The sequence below is a fragment of the Blastococcus sp. SYSU DS0533 genome, assembly GCF_054050775.1.
In genome coordinates this window covers 157,262-171,641 of sequence record NZ_JBJGZZ010000002.1, presented here as the reverse complement: position 1 = coordinate 171,641, position 14,380 = coordinate 157,262, and the positions used below count along the sequence as shown (strand labels likewise).

Here is a 14,380-nt window from a genome sequence, read left to right as displayed (position 1 = left end):
GGTGGATCTCGTCGCGCTCTGGTTCTGGTTGATCGCGCTGACGTTCACCCTGTACTTCTTCCTGGAGGGGTTCGACTTCGGGGTCGACATCCTCCGGCCCACCTTGGCCAAGAACGAGGCGGAGGAGCGTGCCCTCACCGGCACCATCGGCCCCTTCTGGGACGGCAACGAGGTCTGGGTGATCGCGGCCGCCGGCCTCATGTTCTCGACCTTCCCCATCTGGTACGGGGCGGTCTTCAGCGGTCTCTACCCGGTGTTCGTGCTGATCCTCCTGGCCCTGCTCCTGCGGGGGGTGTCCTTCGAGTACCGCAACCAGGTGGACACGCAGCGGTGGCGCAACTTCTGGGACTACATGTCCTTCGGCGGCAGCGTCGTCCCGTCGTTCCTGTGGGGCGTGGTGATGGCGAAGCTGATCGAGGGGCTCCCGGTGAACGAGGACGGCCGGGTCCTCAGCCCCTTCGCCGAGCTCTTCACGCCGTTCGCCCTGGTCGGCGGGCTGGCCACCCTGCTGCTGTTCATGCTGCACGGCGCGAACTTCCTGCTGCTGCGCCTGCACAAGGACACCGACCTGTACGCCCGGGCGCGCAAGGCGGCGCTGACCTGGGGCGCGCTGGCCACCGTGGCCATCCTGGCCTTCGTCGTCATGGGGTACGTGACCGAGGGGTTGTTCGAGGACTTCGGGGTCTTCCCCTGGCTGTTCCCGGCCGCCGCGTTCCTCACCCTGGCCAGCATCTGGCTCGCGCTCACCCGCCGGCGGGACACCCTCGCCTTCACGATGAGCGGCCTGACCATCCTGTTCGCGACCGTCACCGTCTTCATCGCCCTGTTCACCGGCGACGTCGTGCTGCCCTCGACGCTGGACGCCGACTACAGCCTCACCCTCCAGGAGTCGGCGAGCCAGCACTACACCCTGGTGCTCATGACCTGGGTCGGGGCGATCTTCCTACCTCTGATCATCGGCTACCAGATCTGGAACTACTACGTCTTCCGGGAGCGCGTCCGTCCGGACGAGGGCGCCCTCGACCACGGGTACTGAGGTGCGGGGCCCGGCCCGGCGACTGATGACCCTGCGCGGCCCCCGGCGGTTGGTCGCCGCCTGCGCCGTCCTCGCCGTCCTGACCTGGGCGCTGGCGGTCGTGCAGTGGTCGCTCGTGGCCCTCGTGGTCAGCCGGGTCGCCACCGACCGCACGGCACCCGAGCAGATCGGGGGTGCCCTCACCGGCGCCCTCGTCGCGTGGCTGTCCCGGGCCGCGGTGCTCGGGCTGCGCGACCTGCTGGCCGCCGGGACGTCGGCCCGGGTCCGGCGCGAGCTGCGCGCGGCGCTGGTGCGCAAGCTCCTCGCCCTGGGCCCCGAGGGATCCGCCGGCGAGCGCGCCGGGGAGCTGGTCACCACGGCCACCGAGGGGGTGAACCGGCTGGACGGGCTCGTCGGCCGGCTGGTGCCAGGCACCGTGGCGGCCGCGGTCGTCCCCCCGCTGATCGCCGGGACGGTCCTCGTGCTGGATCCGGCGAGCGGAGTCCTGCTGGTCCTCACCGGACCGCTGATCGTGTTCTTCCTCTGGCTGGTGGGCAGCCTCGCCGCCCGCTCGTCACGCGAGCAGTGGGCGAGCCTCGGTCAACTCGGGGCCGTGCTCGTCGACACCGTCCGCGTCCTGCCGACCCTGGTGGCGTACGGACAGGCGCGGTCGAGCAGCCGGTGGCTCACCGCGGTCAGCGAGGCGCACCGCGCCAGCACCATGCGCGTGCTCCGCGCGGCGTTCCTGTCGGGGTTCGTGCTCGAGTTCGGGGCCGTGCTCTGCACCGCGCTGGTCGCCGTCACGGCAGGGGTGCGGTTGTTCGAGGGAGACCTGTCGCTGCAGCGCGCCCTGCTCGTCCTGCTCCTGACCCCCGAGTTCTTCGCACCGCTGCGGGCCCTCGGTGCCGACCACCACGCTGCGCTGGAGGGCCGGCCCGCCGCGGAGCGGGTGTTCGCCGTCCTCGACCGGCCCGAGCCCCCCCGCGGCGACCGGATGCCGCCGGTCGGGGTGCCGCACGTCCGGCTGACCGGCGTGGGCATCGGTTCGGGGCCGGGCACCGTGCTGTCCGACGTCGACCTCGACCTGCCGCCGGGCTCCCGGACGGCGCTGGTCGGGCCCAGCGGCGCAGGCAAGTCCACCCTCGTCCGCCTGCTCCTGGCGTTCGGTGCTCCCGACCGGGGAGCTGTGCTGGTCGACGGAGTGCCGCTGTCGACCCTCGATCCGGAGGCCTGGCGGAGCCGCGTGGCCTACGTACCCGAGCGCCCGTTCCTGCTACCCGGCACGGTCGCGGACAACGTCCGGCTGGGGCTGCCCGGCGCCACGGACGCGCAGGTGGAGGAGGCTCTCCACCTGGCCCAGGCCCTCGAGTTCGTCCGTCGGCTGCCCGGCGGCCTGCACGCACCGCTGGGCGAGGACGGCGCCCGTCTCTCCGGCGGCGAGCGGCTGCGCCTGGCCCTCGCCCGGGCCCTGGTCAAGGACGCCGCGCTGCTCCTCCTGGACGAGCCCACGTCGCAACTGGACCCGGCCGACGAGGCGGAGGTGCTGGCCGCCCTGGCCACCGTGGCGGCCGGGCGGACCGTCGTCACCGTGACCCACCGCACCGCACCCCTGGCCCTGCACGACCAGGTGGTCCTGGTCGGTGCCGGTGGGGTCGTGACGCCGGCGGTGTCCCGGTGAGAGAGCTGCTCGCCCTCGTCCCGATCCCACGGGCGACGCTCGCGATCGTCCTGGGCAGCCTGACGGTTCTCTGCGGCGCCGCGCTTCTGGCCGCGTCGGGAGCGCTGATCACCGGGGCGGCGCAGCGGCCGTCGACGCTGCTCGCCCTGATGCCGCTCATCACCAGCGTGCGCTTGTTCGGGGTGTCCCGCGCTGCCGTCCGGTACGCCGAGCGGCTGGTGTCCCACGACGTGACCCTGCGGCTGGTCGCACGGGTGCGCGCCGACCTGCTGGCGCGCCTGGTCCCGCTGGCGCCCGCGGCGCTCAGCGGTTCGCGGGGCGGGGACCTCCTCGCCCGGGTGCGTGCCGACGTCGACCAGCTCCAGGGCGTGGTCATCCGACTCCTCGCCCCCGCCGGCGTCGCCGTCCTGGCCGGGGGCGTCGCGGTGGGACTGACCGCGCTGGTCTCGCCGGCCCTCGCCGTCGTCCTGTGCGGGCTGCTGCTCGTGCTCGGCGTGCTGGTCCCGGCGCTGGCCTACCGAGCCGGTCGGCGTGCGGCCATCCGGGCGGCGCAGGCGCAGGCCGCCTTCGGCGCCGACACGCTCGACCTGCTCCGGGGCCTGGCCGACCACCTGAGCGGTGACGGGGGTGGCTCCGCGCTGGCGCGCCTCGACGGTTCCCTGGCCGAGCAGGTGGACGCGGAGCGGACGGCCGCGCGCATCGGAGCGGTCACCACCGCACTCCGGGAGGGCGTGCCGGGTCTCGGCGTGGTGGCGGCCCTTCTCCTGGTCGGTGCCCAGGTCGCGGGAGGGACGACCGCTCCGGTACTCCTCGCCGCCTGCGCCCTGGGTGTGGTGGGGGCCTTCGAGGCCGTCGGGGGGCTGGGTGCCGCCTGGAGCGAGGCCGGGGGGATCCGGGCTGCGGCCGACCGGGTCCGGGCACTGGGTGACCAGACGCCTGCGGTCACCGAGCCGCCGCGGCCGCTCCCCCCTCCGGTCCGTGCCACGCTGCGCTTCGAAGGCGTGGGCCTCACCTACACCGGCGCCTCCGGTCCGGCACTGCGCGGGTTCGACCTCGTGGTCGAGGAGGGCGCCAAGGTCGCACTGACCGGGCGCAGCGGGGCGGGGAAGAGCACGGTGCTCGCCCTCGCCATGCGCGCGAGGGATCCCGATGCCGGGCGGGTCACGATCGGCGGTACGGACCTGCGATGGCTGGCCCTCGACGACGTCCGCGGTCGGACGGCGTGGGCGCCGCAAACCCCTCAGCTGCTGGGTGGCACCCTCGCCGGCAACCTCCGTCTGGGCCGTCCCGGCGCCACGGACGGGACCCTGGCAGCGGCTCTGGAGGACGTCGGGCTGGGCGCCCTGCTCGGGACGGTCGGTCTGCACGGCTGGATCGGCGAGTCGGGCCAACGGCTCTCGGCCGGTGAACGGGCGCGCGTCGCGCTGGCCCGCGCCCTCCTCAGCCCCGCCGACCTGCTGCTCCTGGACGAGCCCACGGCCCACCTCGACGCCGAGCTGACCGGCCGCGTCCTCGACCTGCTGGCGCGCGATCGCCGCAGCGTCCTGCTGGTCAGCCACGACGCTGCCGTTCTGGGCGACCGGTGGCGCATCGTCGCACTCGAGCCTGCGACGTGACCCTCACGGCGGAGAGAGCCGGTCGAGCGGCAGGCAGCTCGACGTACCCCTTCGCCCCTCGGCCGCAGACCGGAGCCCACGGTGGACCCGGGTGGGGCCGGTCAGGGGGGCGGACCCGTCAGACCGCTGCAGGGGCAGCGTTCCCCGGCGTATCGGACGGCACCTCGTCGCCAGGCATCGGAACGTCCCTCGCCCGACGCGATGGATCCGGTGCGAGCGGCTGGGCACCGCTGTGCCACGCTCCAGGGACCGTCCTACCCGGGACCACGTCACCGCGCTCCTCGCCGCACGGCCGGCGGGGACGGCCCTGCCGCCACGCGGACCAGCAGAGAGGGACACCGGATGCAGACCGCTGAACCGACGGAGCTGTTCGACCTGCGCATGAGCGAGGAGGCCCGGCCGCTCTTCGACCGCGTCGTCCGCTTCCTCGAGGACGTCGTCGCGCCGATGCAGGAGGAGTACTTCCGCCTCGGCGAGGGGCGCCCCGACCCGTGGTCCTACGCACCGGGTCAGCTCGAAGCGCTCGAGGGGGCCAAGGACAAGGCCAAGGCGGCCGGGCTGTGGAACTTCTTCCTGCCGAACTCCGAGGTCGGCGGCCTGACCAACCTCGACTACGCCTACATCGCCGTCGAGCTCGGCAAGTACCCGCTCGGCTCCGAGTCGCTCAACTGCTCGGCCCCCGACACCGGGAACATGGAGGTCCTCGAGCGCGTCGGGACCCCCGAGCAGAAGGCCCAGTGGCTCGAGCCCCTCCTCAACGGTGAGATCCGCTCCGCCTACGCCATGACCGAACCCGACGTCGGCAGCTCCGACGCCAAGAACATCCGGCTCCAGGCGGTGCGCGACGGCGACGAGTACGTCCTCAACGGCGAGAAGTACTACATCTCCGGCGCCGGGGACCCCCGCTGCAAGATCATGATCGTCATGTGCCAGACGAACCCCGACGCGCCCGCGCACATGCAGCAGTCCCAGATCCTCGTGCCGATGGACACGCCCGGCGTCGACGTGCTCGGCCCGATGCGGGTGTTCGGCCGCGACGACGCCCCGCACGGCCACATGCACATCCGGTTCACCGACGTCCGGGTGCCCGTCTCGAACATGCTCCTCGGTGAGGGCCGTGGCTTCGAGATCAGCCAGGTGCGATTGGGGCCCGGGCGCATCCACCACTGCATGCGCGCGATCGGCCAGGGCGAGAAGGCCCTCGAGCTGATGATCCGCCGGGGCAAGTTCCGGGAGGCGTTCGGCAAGCCCATCCTGAACCTGGGCAAGAACATGGAAACGGTGTCGCGGGCGCGCATCGAGCTCGACGCCTGCCGGCTCATGGTGCTGAAGGCCGCCAAGGCGATGGACGTGCTCGGCAACTCCCAGGCCCGCGTCTACGTCTCGGCGGTGAAGGCGATGGTGCCGGAGAAGGTCTGCCAGATCATCGACCAGGCGATCCAGATCCACGGCGCCACCGGGGTGTCGCAGTGGACGCCGCTGGCCGACATGTACACCAGCCAGCGCACCCTGCGCCTGGCCGACGGGCCCGACGAGGTGCACCACTTCGTCGTCGCCCGCAACGAGGCCGGTCGCTACGCCGAACCCGCTCCCGGTCGCTCCGAGGCTCGCGGGGAAGGCGTCTTCGCCGGCCCCTGAGCGAGCGGAGGCCCGGGAGGGCAGCCTCCCGGGCCTGGGACCGCGGATCTGCGGCAGGACCCCGAGCACTCGTCCTACGGCGTGCGCGCTGACGTCGACGGCGGAAGCGGCACCGTCGACCACGGGTCGGCACGGCGCCTCCCGGGCACGGTCTGCCGCACGGGTCGCCACGAGAGCGGACCGAGCGATCCAGCGCCCTGACCCTCGCTCACGGGCTGGGCCCGTCAGGTGTCGCTCACGGCATCGTGGACGCTCCACGAGGCTCGCGCGAGGTCCACTCGCACGTCGTCGCCGCGGTCCAGCAAGGGGGTGGATGCTTCGAGGAACTGCGCGAGCGCCTCGTGGGCCACGCCTACAACCGGCCGACCCCTGGCATCCACCACCCGCCACCACGGGGCGTGGTGACCGCCGTTGCGCAGGATCTGGCCAACGGCGCGCGCGCCCGTGCCGGCCGCTTCCGCGACAGAGCCGTAGGTCATCACGCGCCCGCTGGGGATCGAGGACACCGTGGCCAGGACCCGCTCCGCCGCTCCGTTCATGATCGCTTCCTCACTGCCCTCGTCGATCGGGTGTCCCCCGGGGCGCTCGTCGACCATCCCGACCGACGCCGGGCACAGCGCCGCGGAGTCGGCGGCCGCTCCCAGCCTCCGGGAAGCAGGCGCCTCACCGCCCGACAGCACCACCGTTCTCCTCCCCGTCCGCCCGCCCCAGGACGAACCCCGCGGGTGGCGACAGGACCCCGTTCGCCTGCACGGTGACGTGGTGCGGCCCCGGGTGGTACGTCCGGGTGGTGATGGGCCGGAACGAGTGGGTCTTCGTGACGACGGTGCTGCCGCCGGCGGCGATGCGTCGCGACCCGAGCTTGAACGTCTTGGGGCTCACGGACCCGTTGGCGCGCCGGAACCCGATGGAGTAGTCGATCGCCACGGTGGCGTCCGTCTCCCCGTCGTTGGTGACGACGGTCGTGAACGTGAGGTCCCCTCCCCAGGGGACGACCTTCCCGGAGATGCGCGGTCGGGCCACGTGCAAGCTGTCTCCGGTGAACCCCACGAGTGCCAGCGCGGTGGGATCGGCCCGCTTGATCAGCGTCCTCAGGCCGTGCCGGAGCACCCAGGCGGTGTTGGCGTCCGGGTCGCCGGCCCACGCGGCGGCGACCTCCGTGACGGCGGAGGGATCGACGCGGCTGAGGTCGTTGAGGTGGTTGGCGACCGAGCGCCGCACGTACTCGGCCGGGTCGCGGTAGGTGGCGTCCAGGATGCCTCGTGTCGCACGAGGATGGGCGAGCAGCCACGGCACCCGCTTCGCCCAGGGCAGGTAGGCGCGAGAGCCCTCCGTAGCGAGTCGCCGCACGTGCTCGCTGTCATGCCCCGTCCAGGTCCGCATGATGCGAAGGGCGCGCTCGGGTCGCGCGTTCAGGAGCTCGCGAACGGCGAACTCGCCCGTCAGCCCGACGGTGAGCCGGGCGAGGAGCGCCATGGCGGCGTCGAAGTCGCGCGTCGAGCCGGATTCGAGTGCTCTCGACGCGACGAACTCGGTGGTGGGCCAGATCATCCACCCGTCGAGATGCGGCTCCTCCAGGACGTCGAGCACCACGCGCTCGGCGGCGGGGAAGCCCGCCGGGACGTCGCTGAGGAGAGCATTCCGGACGATGTCCACCCGGTCCCGGAGGCGGACGCCCCGTACGGCACCTTCCGCCTCGACCAGAGCGGAGAAGTCGCTGGTGGGCGCGACCGCCTCCAACGCAGCCCGTAGCCGTGCCACGACGACGGGGCTGATCAGCTCGTCCATGGTGCCCACGGCGACTCCTCTCCTCTGCGTCCGGTGAAGCCCTGGACGGGCGGCGACTCATCCGGTACAGACCGTCGGGACGGTCCCGCCGTCGACCACGTACTCCGCACCGACGATCGCCGACGCCTGGTCGGACACCAGGAAGCCCACGAGATCGGCGATCTCCTCCGTTCTCGCGCGGCGAGCTGCTCCCGCTGCTCCGGCGAGCGCGCGCGTGGGTGTGCGGGAAGAGGACCACGTCGTCGCTCCACTGCCGCCGCCACAGCAGCGCCTGCACGGTGCTCTGCGGCCCCGAGCCGAGCACGCCGATCGCCCGGTCCCGCACCTCCCAGACCGTGGCAGCAGGGGCAGTGCAGGGCGCCCCTCCCCCACAGCTCCGCGACGCCGGGGAGGTCGGGCAGCTCGTCGGTCAGCGGGGCGGCACCGACCGCCCCGAGACCGCTCCGTCAGCTGGATACCGGAGCGGGGGGGGCGTGGCGGCGTCTCAGCCGGCAGTCACGCGGGCGGCCTCGGCGATCAGGTCGGCGACCGCGCCGGGCCGGGACACGGCGACGGCGTGGGAGGCGTCGACCTCGACGGCGGTGGACTGCGCCCGCTGGGCCATGAAGACCTGCGCCTCGGCGGGGACCGCGAGGTCCTGCCGGGTGACCAGGGTCCAGGACGGGATCGTCCGCCAGGCCGCTGCCGTCGCCTTCTCCTCCAGCGCCTCGCTGGTGACGGGCCGCTGCGTCGCGACCATCAGCTCGACGACCTCCGGGGGGACGTCTGCGGCGAACACCTGCCGAAACCTGTCCGGCCGGATGTACAGGTCGGTCACCGTCCCGCCGCGCCCGTCGGGGACGGGTACGGGGTCCAGCGCGGACCCCAGCTCGTTGCCGGGGAACTTCCCGGCCAGCTCACCGGTGCTCTCGCCCTCCTCCAGCAGGAAGCTGCCCACGTAGACGAGCGCCCGGACGCCGGGGTGCCCGTCGGCGGCCACGCTCATCACCGAGCCGCCGTAGGAGTGGCCGGCAAGCACGATCGGGCCGCGCACCTGGTCCAGGACGCTGCGCAGCTGGTCGGCGTCGTCGCGCAGACCCCGGAGCGGGTTGGCCGCGGCGACGACCGGGTAGCCCTCGCTCCTGAGCTGCTCGATCACCCCGTTCCAGCTCGCGGACTCGGCGAAGGCGCCGTGCACGAGCACCACGGTGGGCTTCTCCCGGGCCGGCTGGCGCTCGTCGGTGTCGGTGGTCATCGTCGTTCCTCTCGATCGGCAGCGACCGCGACGACCGTTGTGGCCGCGTCAGCGCTGGTGGGACGACCGTAGGAAGCGCAGCGCCCGCCTCGCGTACGTCAGATGACCGTCGTGCTGACGGCGGATCGGGCGCTCAGGGACCGATCGCGGTACGCAGGGCCACCCGGGAGGTGATCCCCAGCTTCGGGAAGATCCGGTGCAGGTGCGTGCCGACCGTCCGGTGCGAGAGGTACAGCCGTGCGCCGATCTCCCGGTTGGTCAGGCCCTCCGCGGCCAACTGCGCGATCAGCATCTCCTGCGGGCTCAACTGCTCGCGCGCCTCCGGCGTGCGCGGTCTGCTCTGCTCCCCGGAGGCGCGCAGCTCCTGGCGCGCCCGCTCGCCCCAGGCAGCGGCTCCGAGGGCGTCGAAGGTGTCCCGCGCGGCCCGCAGCGGGGCACGGGAGTCCGCCGCCCGTCGGCACCGCCGCAGCCAGGCCCCCTGGGCCAGCTGCAGCCGCGCGCGGGAGAAGGGCCAGGCGCCCAGATCGGCCGCCAGGGCGGCCGCGAACAGCTCCTCGGCCTCGTCCTCGGCAGCCAGGAGCGCCCTGCCGTACCGCAGCCCGATGTGCAGCACCGGTGACGGCGTCCGCTCCGCGATCGCCTCGAGGTCCGCGAGGATCGGCTCGACCTCGGCCCGGTGCCCGCTGTGGACGGCCGCCTCCACCAGATCGCCGACGGCGAAGCTCCGCACCACGGGGTGGTGGGCCGGGTCGGTCGGGTCGGAGAGGCGGACGAGCTCCTCCCAGGCCGCCCGGTGCAGCCCCAGGTTGAGCGCGATCACGCCCCGGGCGAACTGCACACCCGCCAGGACGGCGTTCGAGTCCACCTGCAGGCCCAGCCGGGCCGCCTCGGCCAGGCGGTCATCGACGTCCTCGCCGCGGCGCACCGCGGAGACCACCGACTGGACCACCAGCGCGACGACCCCCATCAGCGGCTGGGCGGAGTCGGCGGCGAGCCGGGCGGCCTCGTCGGCAGCCGTGGCGGCCAGGTCGAACCGCCCGGCGTTGAGCGCGCTCCACGCCTGCACGGCCAGCGCCCGGCCCAGGAGCCCGAGCCGGCCATCGGCCCGGAGGCCGGTCGCCGCCGACGCCAGGAACCCGACGGCGAGCGGGAAGTCGCCCACGACGCTCGCCGCCTCGCCGGCGGCCTGGGCCCGCGCCGTGTCGAGCGGACCTTCGGACACGGCGCGCAATCGCCCGTGGAGCACTGCCCCCCGGTCGAACGGCGCCACGTAGGAGAGAACCTCCAGCGCGAGCACGTCCTCCAGGTCCAGCGCCTGCTCGACCACCTCCAGCAGGTGGGCGCGGACGTCGGCGCCCGGCTCTGCCCACCAGCACCGCAGCGCGGCGGCCCGGCAGAACTTCAGCGCCTGGTCGGCCCGGCCGTCGGCCGCGGCTGCGGCGGCGACGTCGGTCAGCATCCGGGTCCCCGCGCGGACGTCGTGGATGCCCTCCTCGAACCCCTCCCGGATCACCGTCATGCGGGTCCGCTCCCGCATCGGGACGTCGAGGGTCGCGGTCTCCTGCAGGAGGCGGTCGACGACGTCGGGCCGTCCCCACTCGAACGCGAGCTCGGCCGCCCGCAGGTAGCGGCGCATCCGCTCGACCGGATCCGCGGTGAGCCGGGCGGCGCGCTCGAGCGCCGCCTGTGCCGCCGCCACGCCACCTCGACGCCGGGCGCGGGCACCTGCCTTCTCCAGCTCGGCGGCCAGCACGTCGTCCGGCGCGTCGGAGGCGGCGGCCCGGTGCCACACCTGCCGGTCGGGCTCGCGCAGCGCCCTCGCCAGCGCGAGGTGGGCGCGCTGCCGGCCGGCCAGGGTGGCGTGCTGGCGGATCGCGTGGCGGACCAGCGGATGGCGGAAGGTCAGCTTCCCGCCGTCAGCGGCGACCAGCCCGGCCTCGACGGCCGGGGTCAGCGCCTCGGCGGTGACCTCGCCGCGGTGAAATGCGCTCGCCGCGGCCAAGGACTCCGCCAGGTCGCCCTCGTCCTCCAGAGCGGCGACGAGCAGCAGGTCCCGGGTCGCGTCGGGCAGCCCCGGGAGCCGGGAGGCGAACGCGTGCTCCAGCCGCGCGGTCAGCGTCAGGGGTGCGTAGTCCTCCCGCGCGCCGTCCAGGGGCAGCTCCACCAGAGCGAGCGGATTCCCGGCGGCCACGGCGAGGAGGCGCCGCCGGTCGGCCGCGTCGAGCTGGGGCGCCCGGCGCGCGAGCACCTCCTCGGCGGACCGACGGTCCAGGCGCTCCAGCTGGTGCTCGCCCAGCGCCGGGCCGGCCAGGACGGGTGGGAAGCCGTCGCGCTGGGCCGCCACCACCACCACCGCCTCGGTCTCCAGCCGCCGGGCGACGAAGCCGAGGACGTCGGCGCTGGGCCGGTCGAGCCAGTGCGCGTCGTCGATCACCAGCACGAGGGGCTGGTCCGCGGCACTGTCGCTGATCAGGGTCAAGGCCGCCAGCCCGATCAGGAAGAACTCGGGTGCAGCGTCGTCGGTCATGCCGAACGCCGCCTTCAGCGCGCGCCGCTGCGGGGCGGGCAACGCGGGGAGGCGACCGAGCAGCGACCGGACCAGTTGGTGGAGGCCGGCGAACGGGAGGGTCGTCTCGGACTCCACGCCCGTCGTGCCCAGCACCCGCAGCCCGCGCTCGGCCGCCGCCTCGCACACGTGGCGCAGGAGGGCGGACTTGCCGATCCCGGCTTCGCCACGGACGAGGACGGCGGCACCGCGTTGCCGCACGTCGCGGAGCAGCCGATCGAGCGCGTCGATCTCCGCATCCCGGCCCACCAGGCCGGCTGTCCTCGTGTCCGCGGCCATCAGCTCCACCACCGTCCCGCGCCGCGCGATCCCTCGACGACGGCAAACTAGTGCGCGCGGGACGTACGGGTGCGGGTCCGGGGCGTGGTCCCTGGTGCGCTCGCGGTCGCACGTCCGGTGGGTCACCGCCTCGACCTGTCCTGCCCGACCGCGTCCCGCCGTCGGGCAGCCCGGGAACGGGCGGCCGGGACGAGGCCGTCGGGACGAGGCGGTCGTCGCCGTCGCGCGGGGGCTCACGGGGCGATGACGAGCTCCGTGATCCGGTCGCCGTCCACCACGAAGCGGTAGCGCAGGTCGGCGACGCCACCGGGGAAGTCGCCCTCCAGGTGGTTGACGGCCACCCAGTGCGCGTCGTCGGTGCGCTCGGCGCCGACGAGCGTGGTGGTGTAGCTGAACTGCGCCCCGGCCTCGGACAGGAAGCGGCGGATCCCGTCGGTCCCGCGGTAGCTCTGTCCTTCGTCGACGACCACCGCGGTGGGCGCGAAGGCACGCAGTGCGGTGTCGACGTCGCGGGCCGCGTGCGCGGCGAGGTAGCCGCGGATCGGGGCCGGGAGCTGGTCGGGTCGGATGCCGGTCGGGGTGCTCATGCCCCGACGGTGCGCCCTCCGGGTGCGGGAGGGTCAAGCGCTGGACCCTCCCCCGGGGGGAGGGTGCAGAGTGCTCCCGTGCTGTCGATCGGCGAGTTCTCCCGGCTGACCCACCTGAGCGTGCGGACGCTGCGCCGCTACCACGACGCCGGCCTGCTCGAGCCCGCGGCGGTGGACGACGCCACCGGCTACCGCTACTACAGCGCCGAGCAGATCCCGGCCGCCCAGGTCATCCACCGGCTGCGCGAGCTCGACGTCCCCCTGCCCGACGTGCAGCGCATCCTCCGCTCCCCCGACCCGGGAACCCGTGCCGCTCTCGTGACCGACCACCTGCAGCGGCTGGAGTCGGAGCTCGAGCGCACGCGCGCCGCCGTCGCCTCGCTGCGCCGCCTGCTGCGCCCGGGGCCGGCCCCGCTGGAGGTCGAGCTGCGCTCGGTCCCGGCGACGACGGTGGCGGCCGTGGAGGACGAGGTGGCGCACGACGAGGTCCTCACCTGGTACGCCGGGGCCATGGCCGAGCTGGACGCAGCGGTCGAGGGACCCACCGGCGCCCCGGGCACCCTGTGCGACAACGCCCTGTTCGAGCAGGGCCGCGGCCACGTGCTCGTCTACCGGCCGACCGCCCGCCCCCCGCACCGGGGCCGGGTGCACCCGGTGACCCTGCCGGCCGTCGAGCTCGCCGTGACCACCCACGTCGGCGCGCACGACGACATCGACGTCACCTACGGCGAGCTGGGGGCCTGGGTGGTGTCCAACGCGCTGGCGGTGGCGGGACCGGTCCGGGAGCGCTACCCGGTTGGGCCCCGCGACACGGCCGACCCGTCGGCGTGGCGGACCGAGATCGGCTGGCCGGTCTTCCACGTGGGACCGCGCTGACCGAACCGCAGGCCTACGACGGGCGAGCCGTCCCCGCGGTCGCTAGCGCGAGACCGACAGCTCCGCCGCGTACCCCATACCCCTCACCTCGGCCAGCAGCCGCCGGCCGGCGGCGACCCGGTCGGGGCCGCTGAGCTGGAGCAGCAACTGCACCGGGCCCCTGCGCGGGACCCACAGCCCCGGCGATCCCGGCTGCCCCACGGCCCCCAGAGCAGCGGCGATGTCGTCCGGGACCTCGACCGCGCGGGCATCGGGATCGACCGGCTCAGCGGGTGTCACGCTCAGCACGACCGACGTGGACACCGGCCCACCGTAGCGATGCCGGGGCCCGCCGGTAGCGGTTTCCCGGCTCCGCACCGGTGGAGCGCCGGGCGCACGAGCGGCGCTCACCCGAGACGGTGCGCAGCGGCTGCCGCCAGCGCACCCAGGCTGTTCGTCGCCAGGTGGAGGAGGACGGGGGCCAGCAGGCTGCCGCTCCGGAGCCGCAGCCAGGCGAAGAGGGCCCCGGCCGCCGCCGTGAGGATGCAGCCCAGGAGTACGGCGAGGAGCAACCCCCCGGACCCGTCCGCCACCGTGTTGGCCGTGGCGGCGCTCAGCGTCGGCCGGACGTGCCAGATGCCGAAGAGCGGCGCGTGCACGGCGACGGCCGCGCGCGGCCCCACCAGCCGCAGCAGCGCGGCCAGCAGGACGCCGCGGAAGGCCACCTCCTCCCACACCACGGTGCCGAGCGGGATCCGGACCAGCGCCTGGTGGGCCACCTCGCCGGGACCGGCACCGGCGAGCCGGGCGTCCGCCAGCAGCGGGCGGGTCGCCGGGACGGCGAGGGCGGCGGCGTAGCCGGCGGCGACCACGGCGGCGCACACCCCGCCCCACCGCAACCCGGCGCCGGCACGACGTCGCCCCAGACCCAGTTCGTGCCAGGTGATGCCGACGGACCGCGCTGCCGCGACGAGCAGGGCCGTCGCCGCCAGGTTCACCGCGACGTAGGACTGCGGGTAGCCCGGCGCCCGGGTGATGACGACGTTGTTCCACGCACCGAGGAGCACGACGACGGCAGCGGCGAACAGGACCTCGCCCCGGCGGCCGGCTGCGCGAGCATGCAC

At 74.4% G+C, this 14,380-nt stretch carries 13 protein-coding genes; 5 read left to right on the top strand and 8 right to left on the bottom strand.

Going from position 1 to position 14,380, the window contains the following annotated elements; all coding sequences use genetic code 11:
- The first annotated feature begins 1 nt into the window (after position 1).
- The 4 genes from cydB (at position 2) to ACI79W_RS03875 (ending at position 5,947) form a co-directional block, all read left to right on the top strand.
- The gene (gene cydB / locus ACI79W_RS03890; RefSeq protein ID WP_456560757.1) at positions 2–1,036 is read left to right on the top strand and encodes a cytochrome d ubiquinol oxidase subunit II; all 1,035 of its coding nucleotides are present in this window, start codon (positions 2–4) and stop codon (positions 1,034–1,036) included.
- 25 nt (positions 1,037–1,061) lie between these two features.
- A complete protein-coding gene (gene cydD / locus ACI79W_RS03885; protein ID WP_456560756.1) occupies positions 1,062–2,693 on the top strand; it encodes a thiol reductant ABC exporter subunit CydD in 1,632 nt (543 codons plus the stop codon).
- A complete protein-coding gene (cydC, locus tag ACI79W_RS03880) occupies positions 2,690–4,309 on the top strand; it encodes a thiol reductant ABC exporter subunit CydC (protein WP_456560755.1) in 1,620 nt (539 codons plus the stop codon). The genes cydD and cydC overlap by 4 nt, the downstream gene beginning before the upstream one ends.
- A 342-nt stretch (positions 4,310–4,651) precedes the next feature.
- Positions 4,652–5,947 (top strand): acyl-CoA dehydrogenase family protein, encoded by a 1,296-nt coding sequence (locus tag ACI79W_RS03875; protein WP_456560754.1) that lies wholly within the window; start codon positions 4,652–4,654, stop codon positions 5,945–5,947.
- Positions 5,948–6,171: 224 nt separating this feature from the next.
- Here ACI79W_RS03875 and ACI79W_RS03870 read toward each other — a convergent pair whose 3' ends face one another.
- The 6 genes from ACI79W_RS03870 to ACI79W_RS03845 all read right to left on the bottom strand — a co-directional run bounded on the left by ACI79W_RS03870 (position 6,172) and on the right by ACI79W_RS03845 (position 12,401).
- Entirely contained in the window at positions 6,172–6,630 is a 459-nt protein-coding gene (locus tag ACI79W_RS03870; protein WP_456560753.1) for an MGMT family protein, read from the bottom strand.
- Positions 6,611–7,735, bottom strand: coding sequence for a DNA alkylation repair protein (locus ACI79W_RS03865; RefSeq protein ID WP_456560948.1), 1,125 nt, complete (start codon positions 7,733–7,735; stop codon positions 6,611–6,613). The genes ACI79W_RS03870 and ACI79W_RS03865 overlap by 20 nt, the downstream gene beginning before the upstream one ends.
- Positions 7,736–7,792: 57 nt before the next feature.
- The gene (locus tag ACI79W_RS03860) at positions 7,793–7,885 is read right to left on the bottom strand and encodes a hypothetical protein (RefSeq protein WP_456560752.1); all 93 of its coding nucleotides are present in this window, start codon (positions 7,883–7,885) and stop codon (positions 7,793–7,795) included.
- Positions 7,886–8,219: 334 nt separating this feature from the next.
- Positions 8,220–8,969, bottom strand: a complete 750-nt coding sequence (locus ACI79W_RS03855; RefSeq protein ID WP_456560751.1) for an alpha/beta fold hydrolase — start codon at positions 8,967–8,969, stop codon at positions 8,220–8,222.
- A 133-nt stretch (positions 8,970–9,102) separates the two neighbouring features.
- Complete coding sequence (locus ACI79W_RS03850) at positions 9,103–11,814, bottom strand: ATP-binding protein (RefSeq protein WP_456560750.1); 2,712 nt, start codon at positions 11,812–11,814, stop codon at positions 9,103–9,105.
- Between the two features lie 233 nt (positions 11,815–12,047).
- Positions 12,048–12,401 (bottom strand): nuclear transport factor 2 family protein, encoded by a 354-nt coding sequence (locus ACI79W_RS03845; protein WP_456560749.1) that lies wholly within the window; start codon positions 12,399–12,401, stop codon positions 12,048–12,050.
- Positions 12,402–12,479: 78 nt separating this feature from the next.
- Here ACI79W_RS03845 and ACI79W_RS03840 point away from each other — a divergent pair, with 78 nt between their 5' ends.
- The gene (locus ACI79W_RS03840; protein ID WP_456560748.1) at positions 12,480–13,277 is read left to right on the top strand and encodes a MerR family transcriptional regulator; all 798 of its coding nucleotides are present in this window, start codon (positions 12,480–12,482) and stop codon (positions 13,275–13,277) included.
- Positions 13,278–13,319: 42 nt separating this feature from the next.
- Here the strand turns inward: ACI79W_RS03840 and ACI79W_RS03835 are convergent, their stop codons facing one another.
- Both ACI79W_RS03835 and ACI79W_RS03830 read right to left on the bottom strand, forming a co-directional pair.
- A complete protein-coding gene (locus tag ACI79W_RS03835; protein WP_456560747.1) occupies positions 13,320–13,580 on the bottom strand; it encodes a hypothetical protein in 261 nt (86 codons plus the stop codon).
- 83 nt (positions 13,581–13,663) lie between these two features.
- Positions 13,664–14,380 carry a CPBP family intramembrane glutamic endopeptidase gene (locus ACI79W_RS03830; RefSeq protein WP_456560746.1) on the bottom strand — a complete coding sequence of 239 codons (717 nt, stop codon included), beginning with the start codon at positions 14,378–14,380 and terminating at the stop codon, positions 13,664–13,666.

Excerpts from the sequence above, each read along its gene's own strand:
- cydD (WP_456560756.1), top strand. The coding sequence starts at position 1,062 with ATGACCCTGCGCGGCCCCCGGCGGTTGGTCGCCGCCTGCGCCGTCCTC.
- ACI79W_RS03875 (WP_456560754.1), top strand. The coding sequence starts at position 4,652 with ATGCAGACCGCTGAACCGACGGAGCTGTTCGACCTGCGCATGAGCGAG.
- ACI79W_RS03865 (WP_456560948.1), bottom strand. The coding sequence starts at position 7,735 with ATGGACGAGCTGATCAGCCCCGTCGTCGTGGCACGGCTACGGGCTGCG.
- ACI79W_RS03855 (WP_456560751.1), bottom strand. The coding sequence starts at position 8,969 with ATGACCACCGACACCGACGAGCGCCAGCCGGCCCGGGAGAAGCCCACC.
- ACI79W_RS03850 (WP_456560750.1), bottom strand. The coding sequence starts at position 11,814 with ATGGCCGCGGACACGAGGACAGCCGGCCTGGTGGGCCGGGATGCGGAG.
- ACI79W_RS03845 (WP_456560749.1), bottom strand. The coding sequence starts at position 12,401 with ATGAGCACCCCGACCGGCATCCGACCCGACCAGCTCCCGGCCCCGATC.